The sequence below is a fragment of the Pedobacter sp. R-06 genome (assembly GCF_049913135.1).
Classification (GTDB): Bacteria; Bacteroidota; Bacteroidia; order Sphingobacteriales; family Sphingobacteriaceae; genus Pedobacter.
Genome location: NZ_CP183977.1, coordinates 858,514 through 876,483, shown reverse-complemented (window position 1 = coordinate 876,483; position 17,970 = coordinate 858,514). Strand labels below are relative to the sequence as shown.

Annotated in this window: 19 protein-coding genes; 15 read left to right on the top strand and 4 right to left on the bottom strand. The window is 36.5% G+C overall.

The features are described 5' to 3' along the window. Positions 1 to 32: 32 nt before the first annotated feature. The 3 genes from ACN9MR_RS03745 to ACN9MR_RS03735 are packed head-to-tail and all read left to right on the top strand — an operon-like array spanning position 33 to position 1,566. Positions 33 to 230: a DUF2683 family protein gene (locus ACN9MR_RS03745; RefSeq protein ID WP_426328299.1), complete on the top strand. Its 198-nt coding sequence runs from the start codon at positions 33 to 35 to the stop codon at positions 228 to 230. After that, positions 221 to 490, top strand: coding sequence for a Txe/YoeB family addiction module toxin (locus ACN9MR_RS03740; RefSeq protein ID WP_426328298.1), 270 nt, complete (start codon positions 221 to 223; stop codon positions 488 to 490). The genes ACN9MR_RS03745 and ACN9MR_RS03740 overlap by 10 nt, the downstream gene beginning before the upstream one ends. A 2-nt stretch (positions 491 to 492) precedes the next feature. Further along, a complete protein-coding gene (locus ACN9MR_RS03735; protein ID WP_426328297.1) occupies positions 493 to 1,566 on the top strand; it encodes a DUF3810 domain-containing protein in 1,074 nt (357 codons plus the stop codon). Between the two features lie 43 nt (positions 1,567 to 1,609). Here ACN9MR_RS03735 and ACN9MR_RS03730 read toward each other — a convergent pair whose 3' ends face one another. Further along, on the bottom strand, positions 1,610 to 2,191 hold the full coding sequence (locus tag ACN9MR_RS03730) for a tRNA-(ms[2]io[6]A)-hydroxylase (RefSeq protein ID WP_108200728.1): 582 nt from the start codon (positions 2,189 to 2,191) through the stop codon (positions 1,610 to 1,612). Between the two features lie 150 nt (positions 2,192 to 2,341). Between ACN9MR_RS03730 and ACN9MR_RS03725 the strand changes: the two genes are divergently transcribed. The 5 genes from ACN9MR_RS03725 to ACN9MR_RS03705 all read left to right on the top strand — a co-directional run bounded on the left by ACN9MR_RS03725 (position 2,342) and on the right by ACN9MR_RS03705 (position 8,373). Beyond that, positions 2,342 to 3,577, top strand: coding sequence for a glycosyltransferase (locus tag ACN9MR_RS03725; protein WP_426328296.1), 1,236 nt, complete (start codon positions 2,342 to 2,344; stop codon positions 3,575 to 3,577). 148 nt (positions 3,578 to 3,725) lie between these two features. Beyond that, positions 3,726 to 5,582 carry a Fe-S protein assembly chaperone HscA gene (gene hscA / locus ACN9MR_RS03720; RefSeq protein ID WP_426328295.1) on the top strand — a complete coding sequence of 619 codons (1,857 nt, stop codon included), beginning with the start codon at positions 3,726 to 3,728 and terminating at the stop codon, positions 5,580 to 5,582. Positions 5,583 to 5,889: 307 nt separating this feature from the next. Further along, positions 5,890 to 6,816 (top strand): M28 family peptidase, encoded by a 927-nt coding sequence (locus ACN9MR_RS03715; protein ID WP_426328294.1) that lies wholly within the window; start codon positions 5,890 to 5,892, stop codon positions 6,814 to 6,816. A gap of 10 nt (positions 6,817 to 6,826) precedes the next feature. Continuing rightward, positions 6,827 to 7,261, top strand: a complete 435-nt coding sequence (locus ACN9MR_RS03710; RefSeq protein WP_426328293.1) for a hypothetical protein — start codon at positions 6,827 to 6,829, stop codon at positions 7,259 to 7,261. An 80-nt stretch (positions 7,262 to 7,341) separates the two neighbouring features. Next, positions 7,342 to 8,373: an Atu2307/SP_0267 family LLM class monooxygenase gene (locus ACN9MR_RS03705; protein ID WP_426328292.1), complete on the top strand. Its 1,032-nt coding sequence runs from the start codon at positions 7,342 to 7,344 to the stop codon at positions 8,371 to 8,373. Between the two features lies 1 nt (position 8,374). Here ACN9MR_RS03705 and ACN9MR_RS03700 read toward each other — a convergent pair whose 3' ends face one another. Then, positions 8,375 to 8,818, bottom strand: coding sequence for a DUF4395 domain-containing protein (locus tag ACN9MR_RS03700; RefSeq protein ID WP_426328291.1), 444 nt, complete (start codon positions 8,816 to 8,818; stop codon positions 8,375 to 8,377). Positions 8,819 to 9,155: 337 nt separating this feature from the next. On the opposite strand from ACN9MR_RS03700, the gene ACN9MR_RS03695 reads away from it, so the two are divergent. The 7 genes from ACN9MR_RS03695 to ACN9MR_RS03665 all read left to right on the top strand — a co-directional run bounded on the left by ACN9MR_RS03695 (position 9,156) and on the right by ACN9MR_RS03665 (position 16,507). After that, positions 9,156 to 9,515 (top strand): endonuclease domain-containing protein, encoded by a 360-nt coding sequence (locus tag ACN9MR_RS03695; protein ID WP_426328290.1) that lies wholly within the window; start codon positions 9,156 to 9,158, stop codon positions 9,513 to 9,515. 259 nt (positions 9,516 to 9,774) lie between these two features. Further along, complete coding sequence (locus tag ACN9MR_RS03690) at positions 9,775 to 12,153, top strand: DUF2339 domain-containing protein (RefSeq protein WP_426328289.1); 2,379 nt, start codon at positions 9,775 to 9,777, stop codon at positions 12,151 to 12,153. Further along, on the top strand, positions 12,131 to 13,363 hold the full coding sequence (locus tag ACN9MR_RS03685; RefSeq protein ID WP_426328288.1) for a DUF3999 family protein: 1,233 nt from the start codon (positions 12,131 to 12,133) through the stop codon (positions 13,361 to 13,363). The genes ACN9MR_RS03690 and ACN9MR_RS03685 overlap by 23 nt, the downstream gene beginning before the upstream one ends. Positions 13,364 to 13,378: 15 nt before the next feature. After that, entirely contained in the window at positions 13,379 to 14,500 is a 1,122-nt protein-coding gene (locus ACN9MR_RS03680; protein ID WP_426328287.1) for a suppressor of fused domain protein, read from the top strand. 2 nt (positions 14,501 to 14,502) lie between these two features. Continuing rightward, positions 14,503 to 14,955 carry a DUF1569 domain-containing protein gene (locus ACN9MR_RS03675; RefSeq protein ID WP_426328286.1) on the top strand — a complete coding sequence of 151 codons (453 nt, stop codon included), beginning with the start codon at positions 14,503 to 14,505 and terminating at the stop codon, positions 14,953 to 14,955. A 115-nt stretch (positions 14,956 to 15,070) separates the two neighbouring features. Beyond that, entirely contained in the window at positions 15,071 to 15,496 is a 426-nt protein-coding gene (locus tag ACN9MR_RS03670; RefSeq protein WP_426328285.1) for a VOC family protein, read from the top strand. Positions 15,497 to 15,550: 54 nt separating this feature from the next. Then, entirely contained in the window at positions 15,551 to 16,507 is a 957-nt protein-coding gene (locus ACN9MR_RS03665; protein ID WP_426328284.1) for a zinc dependent phospholipase C family protein, read from the top strand. Here the strand turns inward: ACN9MR_RS03665 and ACN9MR_RS03660 are convergent, their stop codons facing one another. Beyond that, positions 16,508 to 17,194 carry a DedA family protein gene (locus ACN9MR_RS03660; RefSeq protein ID WP_426328283.1) on the bottom strand — a complete coding sequence of 229 codons (687 nt, stop codon included), beginning with the start codon at positions 17,192 to 17,194 and terminating at the stop codon, positions 16,508 to 16,510. 64 nt (positions 17,195 to 17,258) lie between these two features. Next, a complete protein-coding gene (locus ACN9MR_RS03655) occupies positions 17,259 to 17,960 on the bottom strand; it encodes a DUF4397 domain-containing protein (RefSeq protein WP_426328282.1) in 702 nt (233 codons plus the stop codon). Between the last annotated feature and the right edge of the window lie 10 nt (positions 17,961 to 17,970).

Genomic DNA, 17,970 nt, shown 5'->3' with positions numbered 1-17,970 from the left:
TGTTATATTTGTTCTAATACATTGATTATAATATGGAAACGTTAATTGTACATCCAAAAAACGAAGAACAATCAACTGCTTTAAAAGCAGTTATGAAAGTTTTGAAGATTGATTTCGAGACTGAAAAAAGCCCATATGATCCAGAGTTTGTTAAAGAAATATTAAAAGCAAAAGAAGATATCAAAAATGGCAAAGGTGTAAAAATTGCTGTCGAAGATTTATGGAAGTAATATTTGCTCCAAAGGCAATTGAGCACTTAAACTATTGGAAGAAATCGGGTAACAAAGCTATTCAGAAAAAAATTCAGCAGTTAATTATAGCAATTCAAGAAAATCCGTTTGAAGGGATTGGCAAACCAGAGCCACTTAAATATGAGTTATCAGGCTCTTGGTCTCGTAGAATAAACGAAGAACACCGCATTATTTATGAGATTCACAACGATGGATTAATTGTCATCCTGGAAATTCAATCCCTAAAAGGCCATTATTAAGAGTGATTAAGCATTCTGAACATACAAAACTGATTATTCTAGTCAGCCTCGCTATACTCATTTACCTCTTTGGTTTTTACCCTGGTCTTGTCCAAAAATATTACTCAACAGGTTTTTATCCTCACATCTCTTCGGCATTAAGGTTTATATCATCTATTTTCCCTTTTGCCATTGGCGATATTATTTATGCTTTATTGATTGGCTTTGTACTTTATAAGATCGTTAGATTTTATAGGCGACGAAAATCACTGAAAAGACAGGATAGGATTCTTGTTCCCTTACAAGTCTTCAGCTTCTTCCTGATGCTCTATATCATATTCAAAATTGTATGGGGTTTAAATTACAGTCGGCCAAGTATAAGTGAAGAGTTGGGGATAGGCAGTGAAAAATATAATGTTAAAGAATTGGTTGTTCTTGGCGATTATTTCATCAAAAAAACCAATGCACTAAAACTGAAACAAGGCAAAATCCCAGCTTATACAAACAAAGAACTAGAATCAAAATCAGCCGAAGCTTATTTGCTTATGTCGCGAAAAAACAAATTGTTTCGATATCAGAATCCTTGTTTAAAGCCGGTCTTAAACTCCTGGGTAATTAGTAAGATTGGAATCGAAGGTTATTATGCCCCGCTTTCAGGCGAAGCCAATATGAATATGAATTTGCCCGACTTTGTAAAGCCTTATGTAAGCTGCCACGAAATAAGCCATCAACTCGGCATTGCTTACGAAGACGAGGCTAATCTTTTGGGATACCTGACCGCAAGTAACAGCCCTGATGTGAATTATCAATATTCTGCCAATTACGAAATGTTGCGGTATATTTTGTTTGAGATCAGGATGAAATCACCCGAAGACTACAAAACACTTCACGCAACACTTTTACCGCAGGTTTTAGCCGATTTTAAAACCGAAAAAGAATTCTGGCGAAAATACAATGGCGATATGTTCGGCTATATGGATGCCGCATTCGACAGCTTCTTAAAACTGAACAATCAGAAAAAAGGAATTAATAGTTACCAGGATATTGTCATTTGGCTGTGGAACATACATAAAAAGGAGTTGACAGTTGCCAATTAACAGTTAATGATAAAAAACTGTAACCTGAAAATTGCAAACTGAACTATCCGTGTATCGCTTCTTTAGTTCCAAAACTCTGAATCAGTTCTCCTTCAAAATCTAACCATTCTTTCCAGCGTTTATCTACATCAACATCGGTACTGTATTTACGCGCAAAATTTAAAAATGTGGTATAATGTCCGGCTTCCGAAACCATGAGTTCGTGGTAAAACTTAGCCAGTTCCTGATCTTTTATATTTAACGAAAGTACCCTGAAACGTTCGCAGCTTCTGGCTTCAATCATTGCTGCAAACAATAACCTGTCAATAAAAGCCATATTTCGGCTTCCGTCCTTTTTGCTAAATTTTACCAAACGACCAACATAGTCATCTTTCCGCTCGCGGCTTAAAGTATAACCCCGTTTTTTTATAATTTCAATTACCATCTGAAAATGCTGCATTTCTTCAATGGCAATCGCCGTTAATTCATCTACAAGATCCTGATGTTCGGAATTTTGAGTAATTAAAGTAATGGCGTTGGTTGCCGCTTTTTGTTCGCACCAGGCATGGTCAGATAAAATTTCTTCTAAATTCGATTCCGCGATATTTGCCCAACGTGGGTCTGTCAATAATTTTAAACCTAACATGATACTCGTATTGAGCTGCAAAATTAGGAATATTTAACATACGTTTAATATCTCCCGCAGATTTAAAAGATTATGCAGATTTTACATTTCACTCCGAGAAAATCACATTTATCTGCGGGAGCCAAAAAAAAGAGCTTATTTTGCAGGTAAATGAATACAAGCGCTAAGAAATTATTAATTATTGGATTTGTTTGGCCCGAGCCCACTTCATCGGCGGCTGGTACGAGGATGATCCAATTGGTTGATTTATTTCTTTCGAAAGGTTATCAGATCACTTTTGCATCGGCAGCATCAAAAAGCGATTTCAGTTATGATTTTAGTAAGACTAGTGTTGTTGAGCAACAAATCAAACTAAACGACGAAAGTTTCAACGTATTTCTGCAAGAATTAAATCCAGAAATGGTACTGTTCGACCGCTTTATGGTAGAAGAGCAATATGGCTGGCGCGTTCATCAGGAACGCCCTAATGCACTTAGGATTTTAGATACTGAAGATTTACATTGCCTGAGAAGTGCCCGCCAACAAAGCGACAAGAAAAAACAAGTTTTAGATTTATTTTCGGATACTGCTAAAAGAGAAATTGCTTCAATTTTACGCTGCGATTTATCTATAATGATTTCGGAAGTGGAGATGGATATACTGAAAAATCAATTCAAAATTGATCCTTCACTGATTTATTATTTACCCTTCCTCGAAGAAGAAATCGATCAGCAGACCATCGAAAACTGGATTTCATTCGAAGAGCGTGCTGATTTTGTTTTCATTGGCAATTTCCTTCATGAGCCTAACTGGAATACCGTTCAGGTTTTAAAAACCAAGATATGGCCGGTACTAAAGAAAAGGCTTCCAGGTGCGAATTTAAATATATTTGGATCTTATGCCTCGCAAAAAGTGTTACAGTTGAATAACAAGAGTGAAAAGTTCTTAATTAAAGGAAGAGCTATAGATGCTAAAGAAACTATCGCTAAACATCGGATATTACTTGCCCCTATCCAGTTTGGTGCAGGTGTAAAAGGGAAATTTATTGATGCCATGCAAGTAGGCACCCCGTCGGTTACCACATCTATTGGTGCAGAAGCAATGAAAGGTAATTTAGATTGGAATGGTAGCATCGAAGATAATTTAGCGCTATTTATTGATGAAGCGGTAAAGCTTTATCAGGATAAAAGTGCCTGGCAAGTCGCCCAGCAAAATGGCGTACAGATTATTAACAAAAGGTATTCGAAAAAATATTTTGCTGATCAATTCATTAAAGATATTGAAAGATTAGCTTCAGATTTAACTGCACACCGACAAAATAACTTTTTCGGACAGATATTAAATCACCACACAGCGCAGAGTACCAAATACATGAGTTTGTGGATTGAGGAGAAGAATAAAAAGTAGTCCGGAGTCTCTAGTCCGGAGTCCGCGGTGCGAAGATATACTAGTATCAATAAGCTTCCGACTTTCGGACTTCGGACCTCCTACTTTTTCAACTAAAACTTACAACTTAACAACAATTTTAGCACAACATTATTGTAAATTTGCAGCCATGGCAAAAATATCAATTAACCTTGCTACAGGTTCGTTTCAGAAGGAAGAAATTATAGTTGGAATAGATTTAGGTACAACCAATAGTTTGGTAGCCTTTATCAATCCAGATAAAAATCCGCAGGTAATTAACGATGCAGGTAAAGGAATATTGGTACCATCGGTGGTATACTTTAACAGCCAGAATGAAGCCATTGTAGGTAACGAGGCTAAAGAATACTTAACCACTGATCCTTCAAACACCATTTTTTCAGTTAAAAGGTTACTTGGCCGCTCTTACAAAGATGTAGCCGAACACGCAGCTATTTTTTCTTACAAAATTATAGACGATGATAGCGATGCTTTGGTGAAAATCTACGCTGGCGACCGTTTCTATACACCGATCGATTTATCGGGAGAAATTTTGAAGGAGCTTAAAGCAAGAGCAGAACATGCGTTAAAAACACCAGTTAACAGGGCTGTAATCACTGTTCCTGCGTATTTTAACGATAGTCAGCGCCAGGCCACACGAGATGCGGGGAAACTGGCCGGTTTAGATGTGATGCGTATTGTAAATGAACCTACCGCAGCAAGTTTGGCTTACGGAATTGGCTTAGATCCTTCAGAACAAAAAACAATAGCAGTTTACGATTTAGGAGGGGGAACATTTGATGTCTCTATTCTACAGATCCAGAATGGAATTTTTGAAGTTCTGGCCACAAACGGCAATACTTATTTAGGTGGCGATGATTTCGATCGTGCCATTTTAAATTACTGGCTGGAGAAAAACAGCCTTGATGTAACAGTTGTTGCTCAGGACAACATTTTGATGCAAACCTTACGCTTACAGGCTGAAGCTGCTAAAAAAGCATTATCTACCCAAAATTTATATAACGAACAGGTTGGCGAAATCTGGTGCACATTGGACAAACAAACTTTTGAGCAGTTAATTGCTGCAAAGGTTGAAGAAACCATAACCGCATGTAAAAATGCATTAAACGATGCAGATTTATCAGCCAGCGATATTGGTGAAGTAATTTTAGTAGGTGGTTCTACACGTACACCTTACGTAAAACAGGCAGTAGAAAATTTCTTTGGTAAAAAACCTCAGGACAATATCAATCCCGATGAAGTTGTAGCACTTGGTGCCGCCATTCAGGCTGATGTTTTGGCAGGAAACCGCTCTGATATTTTATTATTAGATGTTACGCCACTTTCTTTGGGTATCGAAACCATGGGTGGCCTGATGGATGTAATTATTGCCAGAAATAGTAAAGTACCTACTAAAGCTGGTCGCCAATATACCACTTCAATAGATGGACAGGTAAACATGAAGATCTCTGTTTATCAGGGTGAGCGCGATTTAGTGAAAGAAAACAGAAAACTGGCTGAGTTCGACTTAAAGGGAATTCCTGCAATGCCTGCTGGTTTGCCTAAAGTAGACATCAATTTTTTACTGAATGCTGATGGAATTTTAACTGTTCAGGCAATAGAGTTACGTTCGGGCGTTAAACAAGAGATAGAAATTACGCCAAGTTATGGCTTGAGTGACGATACTGTAGAGAAAATGCTCCTCGATAGTATAGAACATGCCAAAAGTGACGTAGAGCAGCGTATGCTTATTGAGGCAAGAGGTGAAGGTGAGCAATTGCTTTATACTGCAGAACGTTTTATCGCAAAACATGCCGAGCATTTAACCGAAGAAGAAATTTCAGATACCAAAGTACATATCGAAGCACTTAGAGCGGCTTTAGCTACTCAAGAAAAAGATACCATTTTGAAGAAAGCAGACGAGCTGAATGAATTTACCCGCCCATTTGCAGAACGTGTAATGGATGCAGCGATTTCCACTGCTATGAAAGGTAAGAAGATCGAGTAGTTTTCAGTTTCCAATTGTCAGTTTTCAGTTGACAGGTTCGAAGCGAAATCTTTGAGAGCAGCGCGAAGTCGTCATTTCGAGCGAAGTGCAACGCAGTCGAGAAATCTGCCTAGATAGATCTCTCCACTCCACTGCGTTCCAGTCGAGATGACGACGCTTTTTAGAGAAGTCTACCTAGACAATGTTTTTTATAGGAAAATTTAACAAAGGCAAACAAAAAAAACACATTTTAATCTGCCAATAAAACAAACACAAATAATTATCTTCGGTTTAGGATCACGGCATATACTATTCTGATCATTAAACAATGAATAATTTTAAAATCTTAATTGGCTTTCTCTTCATTCTAACTCTTAATTATGGCAGCACTTATGCGCAGTCAGACACAATCTTAATCAAAGATTATCTAAAAACATTAACCAAAACACCTGAATTCCGTAACCATAACAATATCGATCAACTGAACCTCACAGCTGATTATATCAAAACGGTTTTCAAAAAATCATCAGATAGTGTTGCGATACAGGAATATATGGTTGATCAGAAAAGTTATCAAAACATCATTTGCTCTTTTGGTACTGAAAATAAAAAGCGGATCGTTATTGGTGCCCATTATGATGTTTGTGGCGATCAGGAAGGTGCTGATGATAATGCTAGTGGAGTTGTGGGTTTATTGGAATTATCCAGGTTGCTGAATGGCAAAAAACTAGCTTACCGCATCGACCTTGTGGCCTACACCTTAGAAGAGCCTCCATATTTTAGAACCGAATTCATGGGCAGTTATATCCATGCCAAATCCTTAAACGAAGCTAAAGCCGATATTTATGGTATGATTTCACTCGAAATGATTGGTTACTTTAAAGATGAAGAAAAATCGCAAAATTACCCATTGGGCATCCTGGCGGCAAAATACGGAAACAAAGGAAATTACATCACAATCGTTAAAAAATTCGGTTCCGGGCCATTCGTCCATAAATTTTCTAAAAGCTTTAAAGCAACAAAAAGTATCCTGACCAAAACTTTTTCGGGTCCACCAGCCTTGCCAGGTATCGATTTTTCAGATCATTTAAACTACTGGAAATTTGGTTATGATGCCATGATGATCACAGATACTTCATTTTATAGAAATAAAAATTATCATCAAAAAACCGACACCATGGATACCCTCGATATATCAAGAATGAGCAAAGTAATTGATGAGGTTTATAATGGGCTTATTTCTATGAAGTTGTAAAATTGAATCAATGATTACCTCGATAAAAGTTAAAGACAATGGCAGCATATTCATTATGATTTATATCTTCTGCATGTTCCCACTGTTCTTTGTCACACCAATATTTATGTTTGATGTAAGTTATGTTCAATCAGCTTTAATTACCATATCGATATTGACAGTATTTTTCATATTCTATTTCAGGAATTTAATCTCCAAACAAGAGGAATATGCTATCATAGCCAATGAAAATGAAATCACATTGTTAAAACTGGGGAATTTTAAGTGGAATGAAATTAAAACAATAAAAGCTATTGATGATGAGTCATTTGGACGTAGAAGATATTCTTTCATTAGCATTGTTTTACAAAATGGCAGAAAGTTTAAAATTGAATCTACAAATTTCGATTACTCCAACCACGAGCTCGAAACCATTTTAAACAAGCTAGGTAAACTTACAGGTTAATAATTTTCATAATATTTCTTACCATACATCAAAAACTACTCCCCCCTTATCCATTAACTTTGTTAAAATTATTTAACGTTATGGAATTAGGTATAGGTATGTTTGGCGATTTGCAGATCAATGCAAGAGGAGAAATTCAACCCGCTCAGCAAAGACTTCAAGAAATTATAGCAGAAATAAAACTAATGGACGAGGTTGGTTTAGATTTCTATGGCATTGGCGAACACCACCGTACTGATTATGCTGTATCGAGTCCTGAAATTATATTGGCCGCTGCAGCTACAGTAACCAAAAATATTAAATTAAGCAGTGCGGTTTCGGTTTTAAGTTCATCCGACCCCGTTAAATTGTATCAAAATTTTGCCACAATAGATTTAATTTCGAATGGCAGGGCCGAATTAATGGCCGGTCGCGGTAGTTTTATCGAATCGTTTCCCCTATTCGGCTATAACCTGCAAGATTACGACGAACTTTACGAGGAGAAGTTAGAATTGCTCCTTAAAATAAACAAGGAGCCCAAAATCAGCTGGAAGGGTAAATTCAGACCAGAACTGAACAATCAAGAAGTGTTGCCTAGAGCTGTAAACGACAATTTAAAAATATGGGTAGCCGTTGGTGGAACACCAGAATCAGTAGAACGTGCCGGTAGATTAGGTTTACCTGTAATGTTTGCCATAATTGGTGGTCAGCCGATACAGTTTAAGCCGCTTTTCGATTATTATAAAAGAGTTTACGAAGCGTATGGGCACGATATGAGTAAATTTGAAGTAGGTGTACATATGCACGCTTTATTTGGCGAAAACAGTAGTGAAGTTGCAGATTACTACTACCCACTTTATTCTGCCCAAATGAACAGGATTGGTAAATCACGCGGTTGGCCTCCCTATCAACGCAATCAGTTCGACACAGGCCGAAGCAGTAACGGCGCTTTAATTATTGGCGATGTAAACGAATCGGTAGAGAAGATTTTAGCAATGGAAGAAACCTTTGGTTTAACACGTTTCTCAGCACACATGGATGTAGGAGGTCCATCTCACGCAGCCTTAATGAATTCAATAGAATTATTTGGAAGCAAGATTGCACCAAAAGTACGCGAGGCTTTAAGGAAATAAATTAAGCCTCATCCTTTTTCGTGAAAATCTGTAAAAAAGAATAGATATAACAGCCTACACAGATCGCGAATAAGCTCTCTAACAAGGCGAAAACGATCATGATGGAGGTAAAAATTAGGGCTGCATTATAAAAATCAAATAGAAATACCGCGGTAATCAAAAGGCAGAATCCAAAGCCTAATGTTGCCGCGAACTTTTTTGGCGCCAGATCCTTCATTTTCGGCGAAAGCGAAAGCCCGTCAGCTATTTTAATGGCGATAAATTTCAACAAACTAAATTTACCTATTGTAAATGCCCTTAAAGCAAAATCAAATAGCAGGAAAACAATTGCCCAATAATTTGAATATACAACACAGGTAATTGCAATCACAGCAACCATAAAGGCGATAATCCTCACAACATTTTCATTTACTCTTTCTGCTGATACCGGGCAAGATAATTCCATGGGGATAATTTTGCTCTAAAATTAGTGAATTAATCTAATGTGTATACAATCCAACAAAAAACACCCCCAACCCCTCCTTGAAAATAAGGGAGGGGAGCTGATTTATCGATTAAGATTATACGCAGCAAAAGGTTCATACTAACATCTAACCAGCACATCCTTGTAATAAAGAGTAGAGTTATTTCATCTTAAAATATATAGCCAAAGGGTTCAAACTACAAACGCCAACAAAAGGAACTGACCTTGCCTCAGGCACTCCCTACTCCCCTCCTATTTTAGGAGGGGCAAGGGGTGGTAAACTGAGCAAAAATTAATTTAAAAATAGTTATATTGAATCATGGCAATCCATAATCTTAAATATCTAAAAGATAAAAGAAAGGAGCTGAGAAACAACCTCACCCCTGCTGAAGCTACCATGTGGATGTATCTGCAAAATTCAAAACTTGATGGCAAAAAATTTAGACGCCAACACAGTGTTGGAAATTATATTTTAGATTTTTACTGTCCATCAGAAAAATCAGCTATTGAAGTTGATGGCAGTAGTCATGATGATTATTCAGCAGAAATATACGACAAAGAACGAACTGATTTCTTAAACAAGAAAGGAATTACAGTAGTCAGATTTGACAACCTTGAAGTTTTCGAATCTGGAGAAATGGTTTGTGAAGCCATTAAAAATCATTTTAAAAATAAATGACTAATAACCACCCCCAACCCCTCCTTGAAATAAGGAGGGGAGTTTATTCCCCTAGTGAGATTGTACGCAGCAAAAGATTCGAACTACAAATCTTATTACTAGAAAGTAACCTTGCCTCAGCAGTTCCTACTCCTCTCCGATTTTAGGAGAGGCAAAGCTCGTAAGAGCATTAACTCAACTCATTCACAAAATTTTCTGTACCCAATAGAAATACATTCTTATATTTAGTAAAGTAAAATTACGCACTACCAGATATCGAATGGATAATTCAGAAAAATTAAACCTGCTCTCAATTAAGCTGGAAAACTTGTTGCTTAGGCAACAAGGCTTTGAAGCCGAAATTCAAGCTTTAAAAAACGAGGTTAGAGCCCTGCAATCGCCAGGTTCAGTATCTACGCCTCCAACAATAAATCCTGGGCCAATCATTACAGCACCACCAAAAAATACGCCTCCGAGCTTTGTCACACGACATCCGGCCGTACCTAAACCTATTCCTGCGCCTATTCCGTCTCCGGCAAACCAAATGCAACCTAATTTTGCCGAGAGATTTAAGCGTGAAAATATGGTTAAATCTGATTTCGAGAAATTTATTGGAGAAAACCTGATTAGCAAGATTGGAATCCTGATTTTAATCATTGGTGTGGCTATTGGCGCTAAATATGCCATTGATCATGATATGGTTAGTCCACTTACCAGGATTGTATTGGGTTATACCATTGGAGCAGGTTTAATGACTTTTGCCATAAAGCTTAAAGCTAAATACGAAAATTTTTCAGCCGTTTTGGTTAGTGGTGCGATTGCCATTATGTATTTTATCACTTATGCAGCTTACAATTTCTACGCCTTAATTCCGCAGGCACTGGCCTTTGCTTTAATGGTTGTATTCACCTCATTTACAGTTGTTGCAGCAATTAAGTATAACAAACAGGTTATCGCCCATATTGGTCTAGTTGGAGCTTATGCAGTGCCTTTTTTACTGAGCGATGGTTCGGGCAAAGTTGGCTTCTTGTTTACCTACATGGCCATCATCAATATTGGTATCCTTGTGCTTAGTTTCAAAAAATACTGGAAGCCTTTATTCTATGCATCTTTTGGTTTAACATGGATCATCTTTTCTGCCTGGCGCTTAGATTTAAGTGGCACAAACAATTACTTTAGCCTCGCGCTATTATTTTCTACTCTATTCTTCCTCATTTTTTACATTACCAACCTGGCCTACAAAGTAAGCAAAAAAGAAGTTTTTGGCTTTAGCGATGTAATCATCTTACTTTTAAATTCATTTATATACTACGGAATAGGTTATCTAATATTATCAGACAATAAGAACAGCACTGAATTATTAGGCTTGTTTACGTTGGCAAATGCCGTGATCCACTTTGTGGTGAGCTTAATTATTTACAAGAAAAATCTTGCAGATAAAAATCTCTTTTACCTCATTCTGGCAATGGTGATCACCTTTATTACCATGGCTGTTCCCGTTCAGCTAGATGGCGGTTGGGTAACCATTTTCTGGGTTGTAGAGTCCGCAGTATTATTCTACTTAGCGCGGATAAAAAAGATTGTTATTTACGAGAAACTTTCATTCCCATTAATATTTCTGGCTTTTTTTAGTTTACTGGAAGATTGGATAACTTATTATGATATCTATAACGGAAATGCAGCCATAATCACACCAATTCTTAACGTTGGCTTTATAACCGCCTGCATATTTATTGCCTGCTTTTTCTGGATGTTCAGCATCAGCAAAAAAGAAAGTGAAGAACCCGTAACATGGATCTGGATGAGACAGATACTCAGTTATTCCATTCCCGCTATTTTGGTTTTTGTAATCTACATTACTTTTAGGATCGAGATTTCTAAATATTTTAATAACCTCTTCGAACTGAGCAAGATCAACGCTACTCCAAAAACCAGATTTTACGATTCAATTAGTGAGTACAACTATAATTACAAGACTTTAAAAACAGCGTGGATTTATATTTACACCCTATTTTTTGCTTCGGCATTAAGTTATTTGAACATTAAAAAGCTAAAAAACAGCAAACTCGCTATCACTAACCTTCTTATTAACATCTGGGTTATTATAGTATTTCTAACTTTCGGACTCTATAAATTAAGTGAGCTTAGGGATGCCTATTTAATTCCTGAAAGTAAATATTTCATTATTGGCTCATTTAATATCGGCATCAGGTATGTAGCAATCGCTTTTTTCGCGTTGCTGATTGTACAATGCTACCAGTTGCAACGTTCAGGGTTATTGAAAAAAGATTTGAAGACCATGTTTGATTACCTGCTTTATCTTTCCCTCTTATGGATCATCAGTAGCGAATTGATCAATATTTTAGAACTATCACATTCAGAAGGAAGTTATAAATTGGGATTGAGCATCCTTTGGGGCATATTCTCATTATTCTTAATTAGCATGGGTCTGGCCAAAAACAAAAAACACTTGCGCATTGGAGCAATGGTTTTATTTGGGATAACGCTGATCAAACTTTTCTTTTACGATATCTATTCTTTAAGCACAATTTCTAAAACCATAGTTTTTGTGTCGTTGGGTGTGTTATTGCTCATCATTTCTTTCCTTTACAATAAATACAAACATTTAATTATAGATGATGCTAAAATTGAAAATTAAACTATTTACCTTGCTTTTGCTTTGCGCCACCATCGCAAATGCACAAACCAATACTTACAAATTTAAGCGGAGTATAACGGGTGTTAATTCCGTTTGGCATAAAATGGTACTGCCAGATGATTTGTATAAAAAAGCAAATGCAGGTTTCGAAGATTTAAGGATTTTTGGCATCAATGGAAGAGATACCATAGAAGTTCCTTACCTGTTAAAACAGCGTGCCGATAAGGTAACTACAAATGATATTGCATTTAAACAGATTAACCAAAGTGCCAATCCTAATGGTTATTATTATACTTTTCAATCGCCAGGAATAAATTTAATTAACCAGATTAATTTGGCTTTTAAACAAGAAAACTTCGATTGGAAAGTTGTCCTCGAAGGCAGTAATGATAATAAAGAGTGGTTTTCAATCTTAACCGACTATCGAATTCTTTCGATCAAGAACAACGATACAGATTACCATTTTACCAAATTGAATTTTCCTGATTCGAAATATCAATATTTTAGAATTGCGGTAAAAAGCCCCGTTCAACCTGAATTATTGGATGCAAAAATTTCGAAAACAGATACCATAAAGGGAACCTATCAGGAGGTTAAGTATCAATCTTTCGACCTTAAAAACGATGTATCCAAAAAAGAAACAATTATTGATGTAACTCTAGCCAATCCCCTTCCCCTATCCTATTTAAAGTTGAATGCACAAAGCGATTTCGATTTCTACCGTTCCATCAAAATTGAATATGCAACAGATAGTTTTAAAACCGACAAAGGCATTCAGTGCAATTATGCGAATCTCTATGAAGGCACGATAAGTTCTTTGGAAGAGCCAGCATTCAATTTCGCGAATACCATTACATCCAGATTAAAAATCACCATCCAAAATAACGACAATAAGCCATTACGTTTAAGCGGCTTACAGTTAAAAGGAAACATTTATGAAATTATAGCCCGGTTTGACGAACCAAAAGATGAATATGCCTTATATTATGGCAATGAAAAAGCTACAGGTCCGATTTATGAAATTGAAAAATTTGAAAGTAAAATCCCAAATAATTTAACCAGCGTAAACATTGGAACAGAACAGCCAAACCCTGCCTATTCCATTAAAATAGAAAAACCATTATTTGAAAACAAAGCATGGCTTTGGGTATTAATGGCGGTGATTATCGCACTATTGGGCTGGTTTTCATTTAAAATGTTGAAGAATTAAGATTTATTATTAAAAATGAGTTTATTAAAAAAGCTTTTTTCTTCGAGAAAAGAAAAAAGGCAAGAACCAGAAGTGCTTGCTGAATTTCGCAGCCCAAGCTGCCCGATTACAGCAATCGTAGAGCAAGATGAAAGAGTTGCTTACTTTTATCTTTGGGGTGATAAAGACACAAATTTTGGCATTAAAAGCTGTTGGATCAGAAACTTAGCGGCAGCACCTGCAAACCTTGAAACGAATCTTATCAAAAAAGGGATACCACCCATGCTTACCAGTTCATTTTGTAGATTTCCAACGGGGCAACCTCCATTGAAAAGTGAAGATTTGGAAATTGTGTGGCTCGAAGAGGGGGACTCGGCAGCTTTATTAGCGAAAGAAGAAATTATTGCAATCATACCTTCGTGGTCAGGCAGTGGCGACTTTTTCGGCTACGCTAGAGATTCTAAAGATCACGGCGAATTCTGTTGGGAACTTACTGAATCGAATATTTTAATAGATAGGGTTAAAAGTGCCCAAGAATATTGGGCTTTATGGGATAGCGAACCAAATCCATTTCAAATAAAACAACCAGAATTATTAAAAAGCTATGAAGAAGTTTTAGGAAAGAGCAATAAATATTATGCTATTGATGGAAATGAATGGCCACCAAAAGGACTATTTTTAAAAACTGGAGATTTTAATGATGTATTTGTTACCGTTGGACTTTCTTTGCTTCCAATGCCAGTAGTTGAAATGTATAGCGAAAATCCTAATCAAATAAACAGAATAGAATTAGGCCTGATATTAAAATCAGGCTTAATGCAATCGGAGTTAGACAAAATCGGAAATTGGATAAGCGGACAGGCAGACATCCCCTGGAAAAGAATTACATGGATGGGCAATGGCCATACTATAACATTTAAAGAATTTAAGAATACCAAAATCACTTCTGTAATTTTAGTTAGGGACTTAAATGTTCTACCTAAATTAGAACTCAATGATTATAGAGGTAGTTCAGTTAATGTTTTGTGGATGATACCCATAACTGAAAATGAAAGAAACCATGTCATTGAAAACGGCAGTGAACCACTTATCGAAAAATTGAATAATATAGGATCGGAAGTCTTTAATATCTATCGCCCAGAAATCATTTTTAATTAACCATGAAGAACATTTTCCAACCCGCAGTAACTAGCGAAATTATTGAAAGAATTAACAAGCTTACTCCAGCTACCACTCAACTTTGGGGTAAAATGAACGTTGCACAGATGCTGGCACATTGCAATGTAACTTACGAAATGGTTTACGATGACATTCATCCAAAACCAGGGCCGATAATGAAGTTTATCCTGAAAAAACTAGTTAAAAGCAAAGTAGTAAACGAAAAACCTTATCCTAAAAATAATCAGACAGCCCCTCAATTTATTATTAAGGGTGAAAAAGACTTTGAAAAAGAGAAGATGCGTTTAATCGATTATATTAATCAAACACAACAACTCGGCGAAAATCATTTCGATGGGAAAGAATCACATTCATTTGGGCCGTTAGCAAAAATGGAGTGGAACAATATGTTCTATAAACACCTGGATCACCATTTAGCACAATTCGGAGCTTAGCTAGGAGCATAAGAGCAGACTATTGTCCAGATCGCCCCCTTAAATCGTCACATTTAAACCTTACGCATACTAAAAATCTTGCCTAACTTGTGGTAACACAAAAAAATTATATAAAATGGCAAAACCACTTGTAACATGCCTTTGGTTTGACGGACAAGCCGAAGAAGCAGCAAAATACTATTGTACAGTTTTTAAGGATTCCAAAATTACCCAAGTAACTCCCATGGTTGTTACTTTTGAATTAAACGGCAATAAATTTTTGGGCCTTAATGGCGGGCCGCAGTTTAAATTCGATGAAGCGATTTCTCTTATGATAAACTGCGACAGTCAGGAAGAAATAGATTATTATTGGGATACTTTCCTAAATGACGGGGGCACAGAGAGCGTTTGCGGATGGCTAAAGGATAAATTCGGACTTTCATGGCAAATTGTTCCATCAAACATTGGTGAGCTAATGGCAACGCCCGAAAGAGCAAAAAGAGTAATGGACGCTGTTATGAAGATGAAAAAGCTTGATATGAAAAAAATGGAAGAGGCATAATTTTTAACTTCTACGCCCTTTGAGTTACAAAGATTTTTTTTTACCTTAGGTTATATGAAAAGATTAACGATTTTAACCGCGTTAATCATCCCTATATTTCTTTGTACCTCGTGGGGGTTCTTTGCACATCAAAGGATAAACAACCTTGCTGTTTTCACTTTGCCTTCTGATATGATCGGTTTCTATAAAAGGAATATCAAATACATTACCGAACATGCCGTTGACCCAGATAAACGTAGATATGCTGATACGCTCGAAGCACCACGGCATTACCTCGATGTGGAGAATTATGAGAAAAATATCGATAGTATTCCCGAAAAATGGGATGATGCCCTGGCTAAATACGGCCTAAAAAAACTGAACACTGATGGTATTATCCCCTGGCAAATACAGCGTAGCTATTATGGTTTAATTAAAGCCTTTAAAATGCGTGATTCTGTAAAGATTTTAAAATATTCTGCAGACCTGGGCCATTACATTGGCGATGCACATGTTCCTTTACACTCTACCGCAAACCATAATGGGCAACTCACCAATCAGGTTGGTATACATGCCTTCTGGGAAAGCCGTTTACCCGAATTGTTTTCAACTCATTATAATTTTGTTGTTGGCAAAGCAGAGTATATAGAAAATCCATTACAAGAAACTTGGGAAATACTTAAACACACGCACAGTTTGGTTGATACCGTATTAACTTTCGAAGCTGAGCTGAACGCATCATTTCCTTCCGACAAAAAGTATAGCTTTTCTGAAAGGAATAATACTGTGCTGAAACAATATTCTATGGCCTATTCAAAAGCTTATCATACTAAAATGAATAACATGGTAGAAAAGCAAATGCGTGCTGCCATATTAAAAACCGGATCATTCTGGTATTCTGCCTGGGTTGATGCAGGTCAGCCTGTGCTTAAAAACCTGATTAAAACAGCACTATTACCTGATGAGAAAATAGAAAGTGAAGCGGTAGAAAGGAAATATCAAAATGGTTCCCTAATTGGCAGGGAACTATAATTATGCCTTTGTATCCTCTCCTTCAATAATGGCCTCAATCTTTTTAGGTTGAAAACGGCTTCTGATAGCTGCCCAGATGGCGGGAACAAAAGTTACCACAGCAATAAAAATAATAACCAGTTCGAAATTGTTTTTAATTACCGGAATTTGCCCTAATAGATAACCGCCTAACAATAACGCAAATATCCAGGCTACTCCACCAATAATGTTATAATAAGTAAAACGACCGAAAGGCATTTTAGCTATTCCTGCTACAAATGGTGCAATGGTTCTGAAAATTGGCAAAAACCTACTCAACATAATGGCTTTACCACCATGTTTCTCAAAAAATTCGTGAGATTGATGATAATATTTAAGCTTTAAAATTTTATTTTTTTCTTTAAATACACCTGCACCTAAAACACTCCCGAGTTTATAGTTAACTGTATTTCCTAAAATTGCTGCTACAATTAGAATAATAAGCATGATCCAGATATTTAATCCAGTTTCATGTTCACCTGCAATTAAAGCACCCATTGCAAAAAGCAACGAATCGCCAGGAAGGAACGGTGTTACCACAAAACCGGTTTCGGCAAAAATGATCAGGAATAAAATGAGGTAAGTCCAGGTACGGTATTCGTTAACAATTTCAGCTAAATGTACGTCTATATGAAGAATAAAATCTATAAGCTGCTGTAGTAGTTCCATTTATCTAATTTTGGGCAAAAGTATGAATATCAAAGGGATTAAATGCTAGTATTTTGCAATAAAATTAGTTAGCAGAGATGATACGATTTTTAAGTTCTCCTTTTTTATCGCCATCAAATAATATCAGGTAAACTCTACCATTATTAATATTAAGAGAATCTAAGCGTGATACCGCAGGCGGAGGGTTTGTCGCAGTAGGACTAGTTAATTTAAAGGCAAATTTCATATTTTTATTAACTTTAACCTTGAAAGTTTTAATCGCACCATACGCAATTGTAGATTCTACAGGTTTAGCAGTATTTGTGCTATCGGTAATTACAACACTTGAGCCTAGTGTGTAACCAAGGTTTAAAAAAGTTAGTTTAGCTGAATCAAGATCTGGTTTTACATCATCGGTATAAACTTTCAAGTTTGCAGGGTCGCCAGCTTTTTCTTTATAATAAAACACAGAATAATTCTGTCCAATTTTAAATGTTTGATTTTTCAATGAAGCTACATCAATACCTGTATTTATATTTCGAGTGGTTATATTATAAGCCGAATCGCCTGCAACGACTACATAACTTGTGTTTGTACCATAAGCAACAGGGTTTCCTATTTGTATTCCATTTAAATAGAAACTTTGCGTGGTATCAGTTGAAGCAGCCTGAAAGAATCGAACTTTAGCATCACCCTCGATTAAATTATCATTTTTGATGCATGAGCTGATTAAAATGGCAAGTGTAAGAAGAAGAAATATTTTAGGAAACAATACTTTGTTTTTCATAATTAATCGC

Excerpts from the sequence above, each read along its gene's own strand:
- ACN9MR_RS03745 (WP_426328299.1), top strand. The coding sequence starts at position 33 with ATGGAAACGTTAATTGTACATCCAAAAAACGAAGAACAATCAACTGCT.
- ACN9MR_RS03740 (WP_426328298.1), top strand. The coding sequence starts at position 221 with ATGGAAGTAATATTTGCTCCAAAGGCAATTGAGCACTTAAACTATTGG.
- ACN9MR_RS03730 (WP_108200728.1), bottom strand. The coding sequence starts at position 2,191 with ATGTTAGGTTTAAAATTATTGACAGACCCACGTTGGGCAAATATCGCG.
- ACN9MR_RS03725 (WP_426328296.1), top strand. The coding sequence starts at position 2,342 with ATGAATACAAGCGCTAAGAAATTATTAATTATTGGATTTGTTTGGCCC.
- hscA (WP_426328295.1), top strand. The coding sequence starts at position 3,726 with ATGGCAAAAATATCAATTAACCTTGCTACAGGTTCGTTTCAGAAGGAA.
- ACN9MR_RS03715 (WP_426328294.1), top strand. The coding sequence starts at position 5,890 with ATGAATAATTTTAAAATCTTAATTGGCTTTCTCTTCATTCTAACTCTT.
- ACN9MR_RS03710 (WP_426328293.1), top strand. The coding sequence starts at position 6,827 with ATGATTACCTCGATAAAAGTTAAAGACAATGGCAGCATATTCATTATG.
- ACN9MR_RS03705 (WP_426328292.1), top strand. The coding sequence starts at position 7,342 with ATGGAATTAGGTATAGGTATGTTTGGCGATTTGCAGATCAATGCAAGA.
- ACN9MR_RS03700 (WP_426328291.1), bottom strand. The coding sequence starts at position 8,818 with ATGGAATTATCTTGCCCGGTATCAGCAGAAAGAGTAAATGAAAATGTT.
- ACN9MR_RS03695 (WP_426328290.1), top strand. The coding sequence starts at position 9,156 with ATGGCAATCCATAATCTTAAATATCTAAAAGATAAAAGAAAGGAGCTG.
- ACN9MR_RS03690 (WP_426328289.1), top strand. The coding sequence starts at position 9,775 with ATGGATAATTCAGAAAAATTAAACCTGCTCTCAATTAAGCTGGAAAAC.
- ACN9MR_RS03685 (WP_426328288.1), top strand. The coding sequence starts at position 12,131 with ATGATGCTAAAATTGAAAATTAAACTATTTACCTTGCTTTTGCTTTGC.
- ACN9MR_RS03680 (WP_426328287.1), top strand. The coding sequence starts at position 13,379 with ATGAGTTTATTAAAAAAGCTTTTTTCTTCGAGAAAAGAAAAAAGGCAA.
- ACN9MR_RS03675 (WP_426328286.1), top strand. The coding sequence starts at position 14,503 with ATGAAGAACATTTTCCAACCCGCAGTAACTAGCGAAATTATTGAAAGA.
- ACN9MR_RS03670 (WP_426328285.1), top strand. The coding sequence starts at position 15,071 with ATGGCAAAACCACTTGTAACATGCCTTTGGTTTGACGGACAAGCCGAA.
- ACN9MR_RS03665 (WP_426328284.1), top strand. The coding sequence starts at position 15,551 with ATGAAAAGATTAACGATTTTAACCGCGTTAATCATCCCTATATTTCTT.
- ACN9MR_RS03660 (WP_426328283.1), bottom strand. The coding sequence starts at position 17,194 with ATGGAACTACTACAGCAGCTTATAGATTTTATTCTTCATATAGACGTA.
- ACN9MR_RS03655 (WP_426328282.1), bottom strand. The coding sequence starts at position 17,960 with ATGAAAAACAAAGTATTGTTTCCTAAAATATTTCTTCTTCTTACACTT.